Here is a 17,867-nt window from a genome sequence, read left to right as displayed (position 1 = left end):
CTTGCAAGGGCTCTCCCTGACGAAGGCATAACATGTGGTAACCAACCCACGGATAGCAGCGTGCCGACCGTCGCTCGCATTTTTGCTCTCGCGCCACGTGCTCAGGCAGATTTAAAACCGAGGGCTTGACAAAAACGTTCATAGCAACGGACTTGAGAGACCTTATTGTAGGCAAATCCGATAGAAACACCTCTTTATAGCCCAAATAGCGGCTTTCAGGTCCGTTAAAGCGGGAAATATTCCGAAAATGAGCTGATAAGGTCACTACAGTCCGTTAGCAGATCGTAAGTGTTCATATGCTACCCATGGTTCTCCAGCAGTTCAAGGCATCCGTCCAAGCCGTCCAACGTCTCTTCCCGCTGTCGCAGCAGCCCTTCCGTCGTCCACACGCCGCCGCCTCGGTGCAGATCTCCTTCGATTAACAAGAGCATCCATATCGAAAAGATCGCAGCAAACCAAGCGTACTCCCGGATCATCACATCCTTGACCCATGGCGTGCCCTGTTTATCCGCTTCCGTAAGATAGGTTTCAAGCAGATGCATCCGATCCTCTGCCGACATCCTCTTCGGAAACCGGGGATGCGACATGTCGATCAGATGATACAAATCCCAATACGGGAGGCTCCGGTGCGCATGCTCCCAATCGAGCAACACCACGCGCCCCGCCTCTGTCACGGCGTAGTTGCCCTGATGCAGATCGCCGTGCGACAGCACTTGCCGTTGGGCTGTGAAGCCGCGACCGTCCCGGACCGCTGAGACGACTGCCGAATCCAACCATTGATCCGGCAGTCCCCGTCCGCTAAGGACAGCCGACGCCTCTTCCCGCCGCTTCAGCACATCTGCGGCGATGGCTGCGATGCCGGGCTTCGGGCCTTGGGCAAGCAAGCCCGGCCATTGTTCCGCGGGAGCCGCGTGCAAGCGGGCCAGCTGCTTGGCTGCCGCCTGGGCGTACACCAGCCGATAGACATGGTCCAGCGGCCCGAGGTTCTCGAAGATCGCCCAGCTCTTGGCGCCGCTCCCCTCCGGCGAGGCGGCAAGCAGCATCGGTGCGGTGATCTCAGGCAGCTCCGCCAGTACGTTCCGGTACACCCACGCCTCCCGGTCTGCCGATTCACCGTTCGTCAGCGGCTTGAAAATATAGCTCTGCCCCGGGGCGATATAGATCCGCTCCACCCACTGGCCGTTCATGCCTTGGTACACCGGTTCCCGGCGCCAGATCTTGCCTTCATCCAGCGTTCCGTCCGCTTTGACCACTTCATCGATGTTCTGCATTTGGTTTCCTTCCCGCTCCCTAGTTTGACCTTAATGTTACATAAATTTTGAAAAGATTGTCAATCCGCCGCCGGCGTATAGCAAATTGCAGGCAAAAAAGAGCGGCGCCTTAAGCGAACCGCTCTTTTCTGAATATTTTTCTATTTACAAATAGCTTATGGTGTGGCTGGCGTTGTTACTGAAATGGGTCCGGTAATGGCATAGTTGGTGGAACTGCTCATATCCGGAACGGTAATGACGTAAACGTTGTAGGTGTTGTTCTCCAAATCCAGCAGATTACCTTGATAATCTTTATCCAAAACAGCCGAATAAGGTCCTGACTTCGAAATAGCTGCCCCTTGGTAACTTTCGGATGCTACGATACCTGAAGCCCCCGAGGTTGGGACTGCAATGACAAGATATCTGCTGATGCTTTGATCATTGCTTGGTTTGCTGAAAACCACCTCAATGCCGGAGCCATTCACCACAGCGCTCACATCCGTTGCAGCAGATACAGGTACGGTGCTTGGATCAACCTTTAGCTTCACTTGACCGGAAGGACCGGACAACAGATTCGTCATACCTGAACCGGATTTTGCTACCGTCAGCACAAATACTTGATAGGTCGTGTTGGCATCCAACGGTACGCCATATGCTGTATTCGGCTTGCCTAAAGAAACCTGAATGTTCCGTCCGTTCGGTTTCACAGCCGTATAGTTATCTTCCAGAGTCACCGTATTGGCATATTCCAGATTAAAGCTGCTCACATTCGCTGCCGGAACAACCATAATGCGGTATTCCTCAACGTTGCTTTCATTCGGCTGTTTGTTGAAGCTTACCACGATATCGCTGTAGGAATAACCGCTACCTGTGACATCAGCCGAAACGCTTAATGGCTGAAGCGCTGTGCTGTTCACCAGCGTAACCTCGTTGGAATATCCCGACAGGACGTTCGATCCGCCGCCGCTTGCGGCAACCGACAGGACGTACACCCGGTAAGGGACTCCGTTGCGAATCGCTTCTCCATCGGTGTCCTTCGCGCCGTTAAGGTTTACGCTTAAGGTAGCCCCGTTTTTGTTGACGGTCGTATAGTAGTTCGACGAATTGGCTGCGTTCAGATTAAAGCTTCCGGTCTTCGACGCTTTCACCACAAACACCTTGTAATAGCTAATATACGTTTCATTCACAGCACGGGTAAAGGTTACCCGCAGATCACGGCCGTCCCCATAATCGCTGACGTCCGCCGCACTCAAGTTCGAAACCGCGCTAACCATATTGTTCGACAATGTAATCGGCGAGGAGTAAGAAGACAAGGCGTTGCTCAGGTTATATCCGCTGCTGGCTACCGACAGGACAAACACCCGATAGCTGACGCCGTTACGGATCGTCGCTCCGTCAACATCTCTCGCCCCCGATTTCAGAACCGTGGAGAGCGTATAGCCGCTCTTACTCACCGTCGTATAGTTTGCGCTGCCGACATTGTTGGCCTTGGCTAATGTAAAGTTATTCGCATCCGAGGTTTTGACCACCAGGATCCGATAGTTGCTAATATACGTTTCATTCGCAGCACGGGTAAAGGTCACCCGCAGGTCACGGCCGTCCCCATAATCGCTCACATCTTCGACAGTAACGTTCGATACCATATCCACCGCGCTGCCATTCGTTAACGTAATCGCAGCCGAAGCGGACGACAGCGTATTGGTCCCTGCGTAAGCTCCGGTGCCCACGGCCATAACGAATACCCGATAGCTGACACCGTTGCGAATCGTTGCCCCATCTACATCCTGCGCATTGGAGGACAAGGCATATGACGTAATATTCGAACCAGTCTTATTAACCTGCGTATAGTTTGCGCTGGATACCAGGTTCGCTTTTGCCAGGCTGAAGTTGGCATAGTCGCTGGCTTTCACAACGAAGATCCGGTACGAGCTAATCCGCGTTTCATCTGAGATCCGGTTGAAGCTCACCCGCAGGTCACGGCCGTCGCCATAATCGTTCCAGTCTTCCACCTTCGTGATGACCGGTGCGATAATCGAGCCTTGCGCGAGCGTGATCGCGGAGGAGCCGGACGACAATTTGTTCGAATATCCCGTATTATTGCTCACCGATAACACAAACACCGTGTAGGACACGCCATTCTTGATCAGTTCTCCGGACGTATCCCGAGCGGAAGAGGCCAGCTGGCCGGTTAATGTCGAACCGCTCCCTGATTTGGACACGAGCGTAGAGTAGGAGCTCGGCAAGTTGTTCGCCGTGCTCAGTGTAAAGCTGCTAGCGTCCTTCGTCTTAACGACGAACACGCGATAGTTAGCGATGTTGCTTTCATTTTGCGCTCTTGTAAAGGTGACGCTCAGGTCGCGGCCATCGCCGTAATCGCTCACGTCGCTGACCTTAACGTTCGATGGAGCCGCTACGGAAACGGTATTGGTCAACGTAAAGGCCGGTGATGGATTCGACAACGTATTGGCGCTGTTGCCTTTGCCAATCACCAATACATAAGCAACGTAAGATTGATCCTCACGAATGGCAGCCCCGTCAACGTCCCGTGCGCTGGCCGACAGCGTTAAGGACAGATCGGATCCCGACGGAGACAACGACGTGTAATTGGCCGATCCGACTTTTTGGGCTGCTGCCAGATTAAAGCTGGAAGCATTTGATGCTTTCACGATCATCACGCGATACTGTTCAACGCGCGATTCGTTCGAGGATTTCGAGAAGCTGATCTGCAAATCCCGTCCATCCCCGTAATTTCCCACATCACGGGCAGTGACGTAGGCCACCGGACTAGGATCACTCCCGCTATCCGAGCCACCCGATCCGCCCGAGCCGAAGCCGGAGTTGATGGTAACGATTTTGGCGGAGTTGCTCCACCCCACTTGCTGCCCTAACGCCTCACTGACGAAGCGAACGGGCACCATCGTTCTGCCTTTGATGCTTTGCGCCGGCACGTCGAGCAAGACCGTCTCATTGTTGATGGTTGCCGAACGCGACATCAGCTTCAGCGTGATGGTCGTGCCGTCTTTGTAGGCGGTAACGGTTTTCAGCGTCTGGTTGTAATTCACCTTGGCATCCAGCGCTTCAAAAATCGCCCGGAGCGGCAACATCACCCGTCCGCTAATGATGACCGGGGCCTGGTCTGTAGTCAGCCGGTTGCCATCAATGTAGATGCTGATTGGCGTAGCCGCTTGCGCCGTCGTCTGTTGAAAGATTGGTATGATTAACAATGCGGCTAAGAGCGAAGCCCAAATTTTTTTCAAAAATCTCATCCTCCCCATGCTAATGAACAGCTAAAGAAAAAGTAACTCTTCCCATTTGACGTGTTATGCCAAGCAAAAGTTTCTATGTTTGCCGCTTGTAAAAAAATTTCACTCCCGGATGCCTATCCCCGAACAAAAAAATCCGCTTCCCATCACGGGCAGCGGATTTAATGGAAGACGCTATTTGCCGGCCAATCGATTCAACCGGGCCGTCAACTGTTCACGCCAGCTGGCTGACAACTCCTCCACGGCTAAAATACGCCGGATCCCTTCGGCATCCTCTTTGTCGACGTGCATTACGCGGTTGGCAAACGCCAGCGTGACTCCTGCGGGGTGCCTCTCGACAAGCTCCAGTTGATCCCAGGGCCGAACCTCTCCTTCCTGGAGCACCCGGAAATAATATCCGGTGTATCCGGTTTGCTGGATCGCCTGCGGCAGCTCGGGCAAACCATGCTTAACGCCCAGCTTGAAGCAAGGCTGCCGTGGTTGGCTGACCTGAACCATCGTGCCGCCCATACGAAACCGGTCACCGATGCAGATCTCGTCTTCGAGCATCCCTTCGGTCGTGATATTTTCCCCAAATGCCCCAAGTTCCAAGGTGATCCCGAACTTCTCCTCCCAATAAGCATAGCGCTCGTACGGATAAACGCAGACCGCCTTGTCCGGTCCCCCGTGAAATTTAAGGTCCGCTTGCTCATCACCGGCAAAATTCACCGACGATAAATACCTCGCTTCCGTCACCGGCATTTTGAATATGCCTGTTCGTATTGTTTTGCCTTGATGCTCCACCTCGATCGGCTTTCCCACGTTGAGCGAACGAACCGTCATATGATCGCCCATTCCTCTCAGCCCCCTCTGTTCCGAAATTCAGCGTGAAATAAATTCCATTATAAGGGACAACTTCATCCAGCACCACCTTATATTCCAAGGGAGCTGCCGGACGATTGAAACTTGCCGGGCACCTGAACCGTATTACTAATAGGCATCAATGATCTCACGACAATCATTTATTACGATGAATACTATCCCTTGCACCAAAGAGAGGAATTAAATCTATGAAATTTAAGCTTAAAAAAGTCGTTATTCTTGGCACGATGGCCCTTGTCATTACGATAAACCCCAGCATGTCCAGTTTTGTAACCAGCCTGACCTATGCGGCTCACCCCTCCAAGCAATCCAGCCTCAGCAATAAGGCGGAGCGTCCGGAGGACGAGCTGAACCGGGTGCTTGGCGCTTCCTCCGACCGGGAGGTTTACGACGCTTTGCTTGAAGGCCAGTCGCTGGCGGATATTGCCGAATCCCACGGCCAAGATGCGAACCAGGTTGTCCAGCTGCAAATTGCCCAACTGCAGGAACAGCTGCAGAAACGGTTAGACGAAGGCAGCATCACCCGTGAAGTTTATGAGCTTCAGCTGCAAGAGCTGCCGGAGCTGGTTGCCGAGAGCGCGAAAACGAGGTATACAATTCTCGGCTAATTTATTAAAACGAAGGCCCTGCTATGGCACCGCTTATTGCTTGCGGTATCCAGCAGGGCCTTGTTGCGTTTATTTTCCCCGTTTCGGGAGGAGCTTGACATATTCATCGGAGAGCTTCATCAGCTGCAAAATGTAATCGTAGTCGCTGCGGTACGGCGCAATATCGGTGACAGGCTGCAGTGTGTCCAGTGAAACCGCGGTGCCGTCGTCAAAGCCAGCGCCCGGCACGAACATGACTTCATCGTTAAAGAACGAGCCTGTCGGCAGATAATACCGCATCCCCACCACATTACGGTCCAAATTCAACAAGTCGTGCCCGAAGACGGTAAATCCCTCATTCTCCAGCGAGATTCCGAGAAGATTGGCTACGGTCGGCAAAATATCGACCTGGCCTCCGGTGCGCTCGACGACTTGACCTTGTTCTTGGCCAGGGATGTGAATGATCAGCGGGATGTTGAACCGGCTGATCCGCTCGTCGTAAGCGATCCCCAGCTTCTCACTGATTTGCTTAGCGGGAACGTCCTTCTCCTGAAGGCCAAAGTGATCCCCATAGAACACCAGCATCGTATGGTCCCACAGACCCGTTTGCTTCAACCCGTCAATCAGCTTGCCGATCGCATAATCCGTGTAGTTGACCGCCTCGATATAATTCCCGAGCATCGTGCCTTCTAGATCGGCCGGCAGTTCGATTTGGCGGCGATCCTTCGGCACGACAAACGGATTATGGCTTGAGGTGGTGACGAATTGGGCGTAAAACGGATTGCCTTGCGCCTTTAGCTCGGCCAGCTTTTCGACGCCAACCCGGTACATTTCCTCATCGGACGCGCCAAAATCGTTAAAATGATCGTTTGTATAATACGGCTTATCGTAATATTTATCGAAGTTCAGCGCCGGGTACATTTTGTTCCGATCCCAAAATGTCACCTTATTGATGTGGAACGTATTCGCCGTGTACCCGTATTTTTGCAGCAGGCGCGGCAGACTGGGAAGCTCCCGATCACCATAGCCGGTCGACATCGCCTCCGCAGCTGTCGGATAGATCGACGTATTGGACATAAACTCGGCATCGGACGTATTGCCGGGGCCGATCTGCTGGAACACGTGCGGGAAATAGAAGCCTTCCTTCGCTAAACCGTTAAGTACGGGCGTAATTTCTTGACCGTTAATTTTCAGGTTCAACGGGAAGTTCTGGAACGACTCCATCTGCACGATGATCAAGTTCATCCCTCGGGCTGCGCCAAAATAAGCCGGTACCCCTGTAACATCCATTTTGTAAGGATAGCTGCTCTCAAGCTGCCGGACTTTGGCCGCCGTCTCCTGCAGATTACCTTCCGCGATCATCCGCTCTTCCTCCTGTTTGCGGATCGCCGCATCGACCTGGAAGTTAAAGAAACCTACGCTTTCGGCGCGCACCAGCTCGTTGTCGATGTCTTTTCCCCAGCGGATATAAAGGCCGGACAGCATGAGGCTGACGATCAGGACGAAAGCCACCCCCACCTTCCACGCCAACGAGCCGCGCGGCCGGTCGTTACGGAAGCTGAGGCTCCCCGCCAGATAGAATCCCCGGGAAGCCCGGCGCCTGCGAGCCGTACGAAAGATGCGAACCGCAATCAGCACTGGCAGATCGATGAAATATAGAAATTGTTCAGGCCTTAGCAGCGAAGCAACGCTGGCTTTGACCTCAGGAACCTGGTTGAGCCCGCTCAGCACCGCATACGTTGGTACCGTGCCAAAGTAGGCGTTATATACCGTCGCCGCAAACAGGGTCACGGAGATAATCAAGTTCAATCCGAGGTACACTCCCCATTTGACCTTAGCCGGCGTCAACAGCTCAACCAAACACATCAGCGCCAGCACCGATAGCCATTCACCGGGCAATCCCTGAACCCCAAGGCTCCCATAGAAAAAATATCGCAGCAACAACAGCTTCATGCCAATTAGCACGAACGTTACGACGAAATGAATTCGACTTGAGTTACTTGAGTTACGTATGATCTCCATCTCTTTTCTCCGGAATTTACCGTGTTTTTACATAGCACGCAATTTCTATTTGTTTATTATAACACGGTAAAATCCAGAGTCGAATTTAGACGAAATCAGCCATGGAGCGGACGGTCAGCTTGCCGGGATGGACCGCGACAAAGGGCTCTGCGCTGCCTGTGCCGCCCCGCCGCCGGAACTCCACCGTTACCGGAATGCCAGGAATTAGATCGAAGTAATTATCGGAGAAAATCCCTTCTTCTTCCGCCGAAATCCATACCTGGCGCGCCAAGACATCGCTGACCAGGGTATAACGGCTTCCGCCGCTGCCTGCCTCTTCTTGAAGCGTAATGTTCGCCTGCGGCAACGAAAGTTCTCTAGCCGAAGCGAAGTAAAAAGGCTTGCTGTCCACGGCCTGCCCCTCGATCTCCAGGACCGCATGCAGCACGACCTGGCGCGGATCATGGCCTTCCAACCATTCCGCCCGACTGAACACCGCAGCTTCAACAACCGCATCTGCAGCGGCGTGAACCTCCAACGCCTGTTCTTTCAACAAGGCCCCCTGGAAGTCATACAGCGACAACCGCAAGCGGCCCGTAACCGGCTTCTGCAGATCAGACACCACGCTAACCGAGATCGGGCCATTCTCCGGCTCGTAAATCGCCAGCATGACCTCGCGGAAGCTGCGGCGTACCGCATACTGCAGCGCCTTCCAACGTCCGTAATAGTCCATCCCCGCCCAGGACGCCACCGGCCAGCAATCGTTCATCTGCCAGTATAGCGTCCCCATGCAGTAAGGCTTGTTGCGGCGATGTGCTTCAATTGCCGTACGGATCGCCTCGGCCTGCAGCACCTGACTCATGTACAGGAACGAAGGGAAATCCTTCGGCTCCGGCAGATAAAGGTCCATGTACTCCTTGATCAACTGGTTCCCTCGGCCATTCTTCTGATGGGCCAGCATGATCTCGGACTCCAGCGCCAGCTCGCTCTCCGGCGCGTAAGTCAGCACCGATTTCAGCTCCGGAAAGGATTGAAAGCCGTATTCGCTCATAAAACGGCCTACCCGGAGGTTATAGTTATCAAACGGCTCAACCGCATGCCAGACCCCCCAGTAATGGACGTCCCCTTCACCGGTGACTTGAAGTGCATGTTGATCGGCGTCCCCCGTCAATTTACGGATCGGCGAAGACGGCAAGTAGGCGACGCCGCCGCCATGACGTTCCACGGCCTGAGGAAGAATTCGATGGAAGATCGCCTCGTAATCCGCCCAAATCTGTTCACGCTGCTCTGCGGTGTAATCCTTTTTCCACCCCCAGCCCCCATCCTCGACATAGTGGGCCCAAGCCGAATCGATTTCATTGTTTCCGCACCACAATGCGATACAGGGATGATTCCGCAACCGCTTGAGGTTGTCCTCCGCTTCCCGCGTAACGCTGTCCAGAAACTCCGAATCCCCCGGGTACATACTGCACGCAAACATGAAGTCCTGCCAGACCATGATTCCGTATTCATCGCACAGCTCGTAGAAAATATCCTGCTCATAAAGGCCGCCGCCCCAGACGCGAAGCATATTCATGCCGCTTTCGGCTGCCGTGGCGATTTCATGGCGATAACGCTCCTCCGTCACTTCAGTCAAAAAGCTGTCGTTCGGGATATGGTTCGCCCCTTTGGCGAAAACCGGCACGCCGTTTAACTCGAAGCGGAAGCAAGCCCCTGCATCGTCCTTCTCACGAACCAGCCGGATGTCGCGCAGCCCGGTTCGAACAGACGCTTCGGCGACCGCTTCCTGCCCGCCGTCCGTCACAAGCTTGGCATGGAAGTTATACATCGCCGGTTCGCCCAGCCCCCGGCACCACCACAGCTTCGGCTCCGCAATGACCGCCGGCACCTCTACTACATTCGTTCCCGGCTCTAATACCACAGGACGTTCCCAGGTCAACTCGCCGTCAGTGAGCTGCAGCTGACCTTCCCAGCGCTCAGCGGTTTCAATTTCCGCCAAGGCGGTAAGCACCGCAACCGAGACGTTGACCCGGTCTTGGCGAATAAACAGGTCGCGAATAACCGGGCCGCTCCAGCCCTCAAGACGCACCTCGCGCCAAATCCCGCTGGTCACAAAGCGCGGCCCCCAATCCCAGCCGTAATGATACGGCGCTTTGCGGGCAAACACGCTGACCCGGCGGTCGCCTAACCCGCCCAGCTCCGATTGGTCGTTCGCCGCCGGCAGGCCATACCCCAGCTTCTCGAGCTTAGGCAAATCCTCCGCGATGGGAGAGCGGAAGCGTACGGCAACCGTATTGTCGCCTTCGCGCAGCAGCGGCTTCACATCGATTCGCCAAACGCGGAACATATTGTCGGCCGACAAGACGTGCGTCCCGTTCACCGTGACATCGGCATACGTATCCAAGCCGTCGAAGACAAGCTCCAACCGCGGCAAAGCGGACCAAGCCTCATCCAATTCGAAGGAGGCTTCGTATTCCCAATCTTTTCGATCAATCCACTGCAGGTCATGCTCGTTAGTTCCATAGAACGGGTCAGGGATCAACCCGTTGCGGTGCAGATCCGTATGCACGGTGCCCGGCACGCGGGCCGGCTTCCACTCTGTCTCATCACTCGCTTTGAAGCTCCAATGCTGGATTCGATAACTATGTTTGTTCATATGTCCTCCATCAAGTTGTAAGTTACCGTTCATTATATACTAATTCCGTTATGATTTGTTATATATTTGTTAGTGATTTTGCAGATCAAATTTTTATATGATCTTTCTTTGGGATTAAAGGTGAGCTATAATTGTAAAATTACTAATTATCAATTTCGATAGTATGATGTTGTCGAAAGTGAATCACTTGGCAACTCTTCTTATGAAAGGGGTTTCATATGAAGAAGATTTGGATGGTGTACTTGCTGCTCTTCGCTTGCTTTGCGCTATACGTGCTCGATTACCGCTCCCAGATTCGTTTGAACGACGAATGGAATTCCGGGGGCCTCCGAGGTTCCATCGATGAGAAATACGTGATGGTGACGTTTCAAATGGGAATCGACTATTGGAAAAGCGGGCTGAAAGGCTTCGAAGACGCCGCCCAGGCGCTAAACGTCTCCGTAGAATACCGCGGCTCCACCCAGCGCGATATTCATGAGCAAATCACGGTGTTGGAGCAAGCCATTGCTAAAAAACCGGCCGGCATCGCGATCTCCGCGATTCATCCAACCGAACTCACCGCCACGATTAACAAAGCGGTCGACGCCGGCATTCCGGTCGTCTTGTTCGATTCCGACGCCCCCGGCAGCCGCGCTTTTTCCTTCCTTGGCACCGACAACTATTCCGCCGGCGTTGAGGCCGCGCGGAAAATGGCCGAGCTCACCGGCGAACGCGGGGAGGTCGCCGTCGTCACCGTGCCGGATCAACAAAATCATCAAGAACGCACCGAAGGTTTTTCCGATACCATTACCCAGGAATTCCCCAACATGCACATTGTCGCCACCAAAAACGGCAAAGGCGATGAGCTGTACTCGCGGCAAGCGGCGGAGGAAATCCTGCACGACTTCCCCGAAATCGCAGGCATTTTCACCACCGAAGCCAACGGCGGTATCGGCGTTGCGGAGGCCGTAAAGGCCTTTGGCCCGACCTCCTCCAGTCCGAAGATCATCAGCTTCGACACCGATAAGGGCACCTTGGACTTGGTCAAAAGCGGAGATATCGCCGCCACGATGGCCCAGGGCACCTGGAACATGGGATATTGGTCGCTGCAGCTGCTCTTTTCGTTGAAGCACGATTCCGATGGATCTTCGCCCCCCGGCCCTCGCGTTCCCCAGCGTTTGGATACCGGCATCACCGTCGTCACACGGCAGAATGTGAATGATTACTATGCGAAATAGATATGGAAAGCGGTCCTGGGAAATCCGTCGTTTTTCGCTGAATAACTTGCCCATCCGCTACAAATTAATCGTCCACTTTATGTTGATCAGCATCCTTCCTTCGATCGGGCTGGGCGTGCTGACGAATTGGACGGTCGACCGCATTATCGAACGCCAGATTACGAACAACACGCTGCAGTTAATTGGCAAAGTGAACCGGTCGTTGGAGACGTATGTGGAGAATTTGCAAAACATGACGTTCCTCATCTCCTTTAACCCGGACGTGCTGCAGTTTCTCGAGAACAACAACGAGGCGGAACTCGTTCTATCGGCACCGTCAGTCAAAACACCTCCACGAACAACAACACCGGTAGATACCGATCACTACGAAATTCGCAAGTTCCTGCAGGGCTTCACCACCTTGTATTCGGAAGTCGCGGGCATTCTAATCGTCAACAGCCGCGGCGAATATATCAGCAACGAAATGTATGCCCGCACCGCAGAAAACCTGACCCGGGAAGAGTGGTACCAAGAAGCGGTCCGCAATAAAGGAATCTTTAAGATCATCGGTCATCCGCGAGATCGCAACGTCACTACGCATGTCAACTACAAGGACAGTGAAGTCGTCTCTGCCGTAAGGGCGATTCTCGACCCCGAAACCCAGCAGGTCAAAGGCGTCGTCTTAATCGACCTCAAACTGCGGGTCATTGCCGAGACCGCTCAGGACGTTCGTTTGGGGAAAACGGGCTATCTAACGGTGGTGGACGGCAACGGGGAACTGATCTATGCCCCGCCAGCCCCCTATATCAACCGCGTTCCGCTGGAGCGGCTCGGTCAGGACGGCTCAGGAACCTACGCAGAACGGGTGGGCGGCCGCGATTTACAGTTCATCTACCGACATTCGCCGTTTACAAACTGGACGACGGTCGGCGTCTTTTCCATGGCGGAGTCCGCTACGGAAATGCAGGAAATTCGTTTTTACGTGGTTAGCTTTGTTTTTATCGTCTGTTTGCTGGGGATGACGGCCTCTTTCTATCTGGCTCACACGATTTCCAGGCCAATCGGGCAGCTGGCGTCCTTTATGCAAAAAGCCCAGTCCGGCGATCTGACCATTCGCCACTGGAGCGACCGAACCGATGAAATCGGCCTGCTTGGCCGCCGTTTCAACGCCATGCTGCAGCAGATCCACCGACTGCTCTCCCTGACTGAACTGCAGGAGCGTCAGAAGCGGGAGGCGGAGCTAAGAAGCCTGCAGGCGCATATCAAGCCGCATTTTTTGTACAATACCCTGGATACGATTCATTGGATGGCCCGCCGCAACGGCTCGGAGGATATCGCGGAAATGGCGGAGTCCTTGTCGAAGCTGTTCCGAATCGGCCTTAGCAAGGGGAATGACATCATCCCCCTGAACGATGAAATCGAGCATGTTCGCAGTTACTTGCATATTCAACACGTCCGTTATCAAAGCAAACTCGATTACTCGCTGCACATCGCTCCGGAAATTCGCGGTGTCTATGTGTTGAAGCTGATCCTTCAGCCGATTGTGGAAAATGCCATCTACCATGGAATCAAGGAACGCCGGGGGCCGGGCCGCGTGGTCATCGAAGCCGCCGAGGATGCCGGCATGTTGGTGATCAACATCCGGGATGATGGGAAAGGCATTCCGCCGGATAAGCTGGCCCGGCTGCAAAAAGAACTGCAGTCCGCAGGCACCGCGGATGGCCGGGAAAAGGGCTCCGAACCGGCAGGGGCATCCAATGCAGGCGAAGGCGGACAGGGATATGGGATGCTGAATGTGCAAGCTCGGATCGCATTAACCTTTGGTCCGAAATATGGCCTGACGATCCAAAGTGAGGAAGGCCGAGGAACCGTAGTAACCGTCACCCACCCGATCATTCGGGATGAACAAACCCGTTGGGAGAGGATTGAATCATGAGCGGAACCTACTCAGAAACTCGTTGGAGGGTGCTCATCGCCGATGATGAATGCATTATTCGCGAAGGAATACGTGATAGCGTGGACTGGGAGAGCTTACGCCTTACGGTAGTGGCCGAAGCGGAGGATGGCGAGGAAGCTCTAGAGAAGGCGATCCAGCACGACGTTCACATCATGCTGGTTGATCTCAACATGCCGATCATGGACGGGATCGAATTAATGAAGCAGGTACGTGAGCGGCTGCCGGATTGTAAAATCGTCATCATCACGGGCCATGACGAGTTTGCGTACGCGCAAAAGGCGATCCGCCTTCAGGTCAAGGATTACATCCTGAAGCCCGCCAATCCCGTGCAGTTGGAGAAAGTCCTGCGACAGGTGCGCGGAGAGCTGGAGGAAGAAGCATCCAAACAGCAGCAATGGCAGCAGGCCTCGCGGCAGCTTTCCCGCAGTTATCCGCTCCTGAGGGAGCGATTTTGCCAGCAATGGCTGGACGGGGGCATGACAGCCGCTGAAATCTCCGAGCAGCTGCGGTTCTTGCAGCTGCCGGACGCCTGTCCGGATTGGCTGGGCGTCATCCGATTGCCTGAACCCGCCGCCTCCCCCGCTTTGTTCAAAGAGGACGAACGGCAGCTGTATGGATTTGCGGTAGAGAATATCGCCGCCGAAGTGCTCGCCCCCTACCCCAAGACGATCTTCCGTGATCCCTTCGGCCTGATCGTTGTCCTGCTGTGGGGAGTGGAAGCTGAAGCCGATTTTCACCGCATTGAAACCTTGGTGCGGACCCACTTAAAAATCGCTGCCGAGGTTTACTTGGCTGAGGGCGCTGGGGACGTCTTGGAGCTTCCTTCCGTATACCGGAAAGCGAAGTCCGCCGTAAACAAGGAAAACGCCATTTCCCCGCTGGTTCGCCGGGCCAAGCAATATATGCTAGAGCATTTCGGTGACAGCAGGCTGACGCTGGAAGCGATGGCGCATGCCTTGCAAACTTCTCCGGCTTATTTAAGCCGCATGATCAAGCAGGAGCTGGGCACCACGTTTAACAGCTATTTGACGCAGCTCCGCATCCGTCGGGCGAGCCGCCTATTAATCGCCACCGAGCTGACAATAGCCGAAATCGCCGAGCAAGTCGGCTACGAAACTCAACACTATTTCAGCACGGCGTTCAAGCGCGCGACCGGCCTTTCCCCACTGCAATACCGCAAAGGCGCATTTGAACATGAAGATGCTCAGGGGGAGTAAATCTCCCCCCTCTCAGCCTCCTATTTTGGAGTCATGCCCCTCCATAAAGGTTCGATTTTTATAAAAAGAGTCAAACCACTGTAAATACGACCTCCCCCTTCGCTTGCTATACTCCGAACTGTAAACGCATTCATTTCAAGTATAGGGGGAATCGACTTTGAAGAAGGTAACGGCCATTTTACTTGCTTTGGTGATGGTATTCACCCTCGCGGCTTGCGCCAACGGCGGAAACGGCGGCGGCAGCGGATCGGGCAACAGTGAGAAGGGAACGATCGGCATTGCCATGCCAACGAAATCGTCCGAACGCTGGGTGAACGACGGAAACAATATGGTCAAGGAGTTTAAGGCTCTTGGCTATGGCACGGATCTGCAATACGGAGAAGACGTCATCGAAAACCAGGTGTCGCAAATCGAAAATATGATTACCAAGGGCGTGAAGGTCCTCGTCATCGCCGCGATTGACGGTGGTTCCTTAACCGACGTACTGCAAAAAGCCCACGATCAAGGCATTCAAGTCGTCGCCTACGACCGGCTGATCATGAACAGCGAGTACGTCGACTACTACGCAACCTTCGATAATTTCAAGGTTGGCGTGCAGCAGGCTTCCTATATTGAAGAAAAGCTGGGACTCAAGGACGGCAAAGGCCCTTTCAATATCGAGCTGTTCGGGGGCTCTCCAGACGACAACAATGCCTACTTCTTCTATGACGGCGCTATGTCCGTACTGCAGCCGTACATCGATTCCGGCAAGCTGATCGTACGCAGCGGACAAACCGAAATGGAACAAATCGCCACGCTGCGCTGGGACGGCGCCACCGCCCAGGCTCGCATGGACAATTTGCTGAGCGCTCACTATACCACGGAGAATATCGACGCCGTGCTTTCCCCTTATGACGGAATCAGCATCGGCATCCTCTCCTCGCTCAAAGGTGTGGGTTACGGCTCCGGAAGCAAACCGATGCCGATCGTAACTGGCCAGGATGCCGAGCTGGCATCGGTCAAATCGATTCTTGCCGGGGAGCAAACGCAAACCGTCTTCAAGGATACGCGCGAGTTGGCGAAAAAGGTTGTCTCCATGGTCCAAAGCATTCTGGAAGGCACGGAAGCCGAAGTCAACGACACGAAAACCTACGATAACGGCGTGAAGGTTGTTCCTTCTTACCTGCTCGAACCGGTCTCGGTCGACAAGGATAATGTTGAACAGGCGCTCGTCGACACCGGCTACTACTCCAAGGAAGATCTGGGACTCTAAACATCATTAACTTGTGGTGACCGGCATAGCGGCGGACGCGGATTCGGGCGACCGTCGCTATGCACTTACCGTGAGCGAAAGGCCAGGTGACGCATGTGAGCAATACGATTTTGGAAATGCGGGGCATTACGAAGACGTTCCCGGGGGTTAAGGCGCTCAGCAATGTCAACTTCAAGGTCAGATCCGGGGAAATCCATGCTCTGTGTGGGGAGAACGGGGCTGGCAAATCGACATTGATGAAGGTGTTAAGCGGCGTCTATCCGCATGGCTCTTATGAAGGCGAGATCTTGTTCGAAGGCAAGGTCTGCGAATTTAAAGATATCAAAGAAAGCGAGCAGCTGGGGATCGTTATTATCCATCAGGAGCTGGCGCTGATCCCCTATCTCTCCATCGCGGAGAACATTTTTCTTGGCAATGAGCAAAGCAAACACGGACTGATCGACTGGAACGAAACGACGGTCAAAACCAAAGCGTTGCTGAAACGGGTGGGCTTAAACGAATCCCCGGCCACACGCGTATTGGAGCTGGGCGTCGGCAAGCAACAGCTGGTGGAAATCGCCAAAGCCTTATCCAAACAGGTCAAGCTGTTAATTTTGGACGAACCCACGGCCGCCCTAAACGAAAATGACAGCGAAAACCTGCTGGAGTTGATCCTGGAGCTGAAGAAACAAGGCATCACCTCCATCATCATTTCCCACAAATTGAACGAAATCAGTAAAGTTGCCGATTCGATTACCATTCTCCGGGATGGCCGGACGATTCAGACCTTAGATATGAAGGCCGATCAGGTGACCGAGGATCTCATCATCAAGGGCATGGTTGGCCGCGATCTCACCCACCGCTATCCGGAGCGGGTTCCCCGGATCGGTGAAGTGATCTTTGAAGTACGGGGTTGGGAGGTAACCCACCCGCAACAAGAGGATCGTAAAGTGCTGGACAATATTAACCTCAATATTCGCCGCGGAGAAATCGTTGGGATCGCTGGCTTGATGGGAGCCGGCCGGACCGAACTGGCGATGAGCTTATTCGGCCGATCCTATGGGCGGCATATTAAAGGTCAGCTGTTCCTGCATGGCAAAGAGGTCCGATTTAACGACATCAGCCAGGCGATTAAGCATGGCGTCGCTTATGTCACCGAAGACCGTAAGCAGTATGGCTTAATTTTGATCGACGACATCAAACGCAACATTTCGCTGGCTTCGTTAAAGAAGCTGTCCCGCCGCGGCGTGATCAATGAACGGGAGGAAGTGTTGGTCGCGGAGGAGTACCGGAGCAAGCTGAACATTAAAACGCCCAGCATTTTGCAACAAACGGTCAACCTGAGCGGCGGCAATCAGCAGAAGGTCGTCCTCAGCAAGTGGATCTTCGCCCAGCCGGAAATTTTGATTCTCGATGAGCCAACACGCGGCATTGATGTCGGAGCCAAATATGAAATCTATTCGATCGTCAATCAACTGGCGGACGAGGGCAAAGGCATTTTGTTCATCTCCTCGGAGCTCCCGGAGATTCTCGGGATGTGCGACCGCATCTACGTCATGAGCGAAGGCCGGATCACCGGGGAAGTGCTACGCGAGGACGCCACCCAGGAAGTATTGATGAAATCCATGACTCGAGGCAGGGGGTAGAC

General features: G+C 54.0%; 11 protein-coding genes. 6 read left to right on the top strand and 5 right to left on the bottom strand.

The annotated features are described in order from the left end of the window. Positions 1-299: 299 nt before the first annotated feature. The 3 genes from U9M73_RS19885 to U9M73_RS19875 all read right to left on the bottom strand — a co-directional run bounded on the left by U9M73_RS19885 (position 300) and on the right by U9M73_RS19875 (position 5,347). Positions 300-1,271 (bottom strand): aminoglycoside phosphotransferase family protein, encoded by a 972-nt coding sequence (locus tag U9M73_RS19885; protein ID WP_323078750.1) that lies wholly within the window; start codon positions 1,269-1,271, stop codon positions 300-302. A 155-nt stretch (positions 1,272-1,426) separates the two neighbouring features. Beyond that, complete coding sequence (locus U9M73_RS19880) at positions 1,427-4,516, bottom strand: copper amine oxidase N-terminal domain-containing protein (RefSeq protein ID WP_323078748.1); 3,090 nt, start codon at positions 4,514-4,516, stop codon at positions 1,427-1,429. Between the two features lie 171 nt (positions 4,517-4,687). Next, entirely contained in the window at positions 4,688-5,347 is a 660-nt protein-coding gene (locus U9M73_RS19875) for an MOSC domain-containing protein (RefSeq protein ID WP_323078747.1), read from the bottom strand. A 215-nt stretch (positions 5,348-5,562) separates the two neighbouring features. On the opposite strand from U9M73_RS19875, the gene U9M73_RS19870 reads away from it, so the two are divergent. Then, positions 5,563-5,982, top strand: a complete 420-nt coding sequence (locus U9M73_RS19870) for a hypothetical protein (protein WP_260071608.1) — start codon at positions 5,563-5,565, stop codon at positions 5,980-5,982. A gap of 69 nt (positions 5,983-6,051) precedes the next feature. Here the strand turns inward: U9M73_RS19870 and U9M73_RS19865 are convergent, their stop codons facing one another. Both U9M73_RS19865 and U9M73_RS19860 read right to left on the bottom strand, forming a co-directional pair. Continuing rightward, positions 6,052-7,983, bottom strand: coding sequence for an LTA synthase family protein (locus tag U9M73_RS19865; RefSeq protein WP_323078744.1), 1,932 nt, complete (start codon positions 7,981-7,983; stop codon positions 6,052-6,054). A gap of 85 nt (positions 7,984-8,068) precedes the next feature. Next, complete coding sequence (locus U9M73_RS19860; RefSeq protein ID WP_323078742.1) at positions 8,069-10,618, bottom strand: beta-mannosidase; 2,550 nt, start codon at positions 10,616-10,618, stop codon at positions 8,069-8,071. A gap of 218 nt (positions 10,619-10,836) precedes the next feature. Between U9M73_RS19860 and U9M73_RS19855 the strand changes: the two genes are divergently transcribed. The 5 genes from U9M73_RS19855 to mmsA all read left to right on the top strand — a co-directional run bounded on the left by U9M73_RS19855 (position 10,837) and on the right by mmsA (position 17,865). After that, a complete protein-coding gene (locus U9M73_RS19855; RefSeq protein WP_009223870.1) occupies positions 10,837-11,835 on the top strand; it encodes a substrate-binding domain-containing protein in 999 nt (332 codons plus the stop codon). Continuing rightward, positions 11,825-13,750, top strand: coding sequence for a cache domain-containing sensor histidine kinase (locus U9M73_RS19850; RefSeq protein WP_260071611.1), 1,926 nt, complete (start codon positions 11,825-11,827; stop codon positions 13,748-13,750). The genes U9M73_RS19855 and U9M73_RS19850 overlap by 11 nt, the downstream gene beginning before the upstream one ends. Continuing rightward, positions 13,747-14,988 (top strand): response regulator, encoded by a 1,242-nt coding sequence (locus U9M73_RS19845; RefSeq protein WP_323078739.1) that lies wholly within the window; start codon positions 13,747-13,749, stop codon positions 14,986-14,988. Before U9M73_RS19850 ends, U9M73_RS19845 begins: the two co-directional genes overlap by 4 nt. A gap of 193 nt (positions 14,989-15,181) precedes the next feature. Next, complete coding sequence (chvE, locus tag U9M73_RS19840) at positions 15,182-16,240, top strand: multiple monosaccharide ABC transporter substrate-binding protein (RefSeq protein WP_198136170.1); 1,059 nt, start codon at positions 15,182-15,184, stop codon at positions 16,238-16,240. Positions 16,241-16,335: 95 nt separating this feature from the next. Beyond that, positions 16,336-17,865: a multiple monosaccharide ABC transporter ATP-binding protein gene (gene mmsA / locus U9M73_RS19835; protein ID WP_323078737.1), complete on the top strand. Its 1,530-nt coding sequence runs from the start codon at positions 16,336-16,338 to the stop codon at positions 17,863-17,865. Positions 17,866-17,867 lie beyond the last annotated feature (2 nt).

The organism is Paenibacillus phoenicis, from assembly GCF_034718895.1.
Classification (GTDB): domain Bacteria; phylum Bacillota; class Bacilli; order Paenibacillales; family Paenibacillaceae; genus Fontibacillus; species Fontibacillus phoenicis.
The sequence above is the reverse complement of the archived record's forward strand: the minus strand, read 5'-3'. Positions and strand labels throughout refer to the sequence as shown.

Bases quoted from the DNA above. Each gene is read 5' to 3' on its own strand.
- U9M73_RS19875 (WP_323078747.1), bottom strand. From the start codon at position 5,347: ATGGGCGATCATATGACGGTTCGTTCGCTCAACGTGGGAAAGCCGATC.
- U9M73_RS19880 (WP_323078748.1), bottom strand. From the start codon at position 4,516: ATGAGATTTTTGAAAAAAATTTGGGCTTCGCTCTTAGCCGCATTGTTA.
- chvE (WP_198136170.1), top strand. From the start codon at position 15,182: ATGGTATTCACCCTCGCGGCTTGCGCCAACGGCGGAAACGGCGGCGGC.
- U9M73_RS19855 (WP_009223870.1), top strand. From the start codon at position 10,837: ATGAAGAAGATTTGGATGGTGTACTTGCTGCTCTTCGCTTGCTTTGCG.
- U9M73_RS19860 (WP_323078742.1), bottom strand. From the start codon at position 10,618: ATGAACAAACATAGTTATCGAATCCAGCATTGGAGCTTCAAAGCGAGT.
- U9M73_RS19870 (WP_260071608.1), top strand. From the start codon at position 5,563: ATGAAATTTAAGCTTAAAAAAGTCGTTATTCTTGGCACGATGGCCCTT.
- U9M73_RS19845 (WP_323078739.1), top strand. From the start codon at position 13,747: ATGAGCGGAACCTACTCAGAAACTCGTTGGAGGGTGCTCATCGCCGAT.
- U9M73_RS19850 (WP_260071611.1), top strand. From the start codon at position 11,825: ATGCGAAATAGATATGGAAAGCGGTCCTGGGAAATCCGTCGTTTTTCG.
- U9M73_RS19885 (WP_323078750.1), bottom strand. From the start codon at position 1,271: ATGCAGAACATCGATGAAGTGGTCAAAGCGGACGGAACGCTGGATGAA.
- U9M73_RS19865 (WP_323078744.1), bottom strand. From the start codon at position 7,983: ATGGAGATCATACGTAACTCAAGTAACTCAAGTCGAATTCATTTCGTC.